1 protein-coding gene is annotated in these 270 nt (G+C 41.1%); it reads right to left on the minus strand.

The window, feature by feature from the left end; genetic code table 11:
* A partial coding sequence (locus tag SB749_RS19560) for a helix-turn-helix transcriptional regulator (RefSeq protein ID WP_410711773.1) occupies positions 1–270 on the minus strand: 270 nt, incomplete at both ends.

Genomic DNA, 270 nt, shown 5'->3' on the forward strand with positions numbered 1-270 from the left:
GTTTCTCTCCCTGCCTGTTTAGAGAAAGGCAGCGGCTTATCATGACTCTCGAGCCACTCTATAACATCTGAATTACGCCAAACTGCCATTGTAGGTGAGAGTTTGATAAAAGTAGGAAACCTCCCATCACGGCTCCATTGATGAAGAGTCGTTTTTGAGAAAGGTAAAAAAGGAAGGATGTCTTTAGCTCTCGACATGCCTTGGGCAGGTAACATTCTAATTAACTCATTTTTTAATGACGAGTTACAGTCATTATCGTTATATTGATCG

Source organism: Brevibacterium sp. SIMBA_078, from assembly GCF_046534565.1.
Classification (GTDB): domain Bacteria; phylum Actinomycetota; class Actinomycetes; order Actinomycetales; family Brevibacteriaceae; genus Brevibacterium.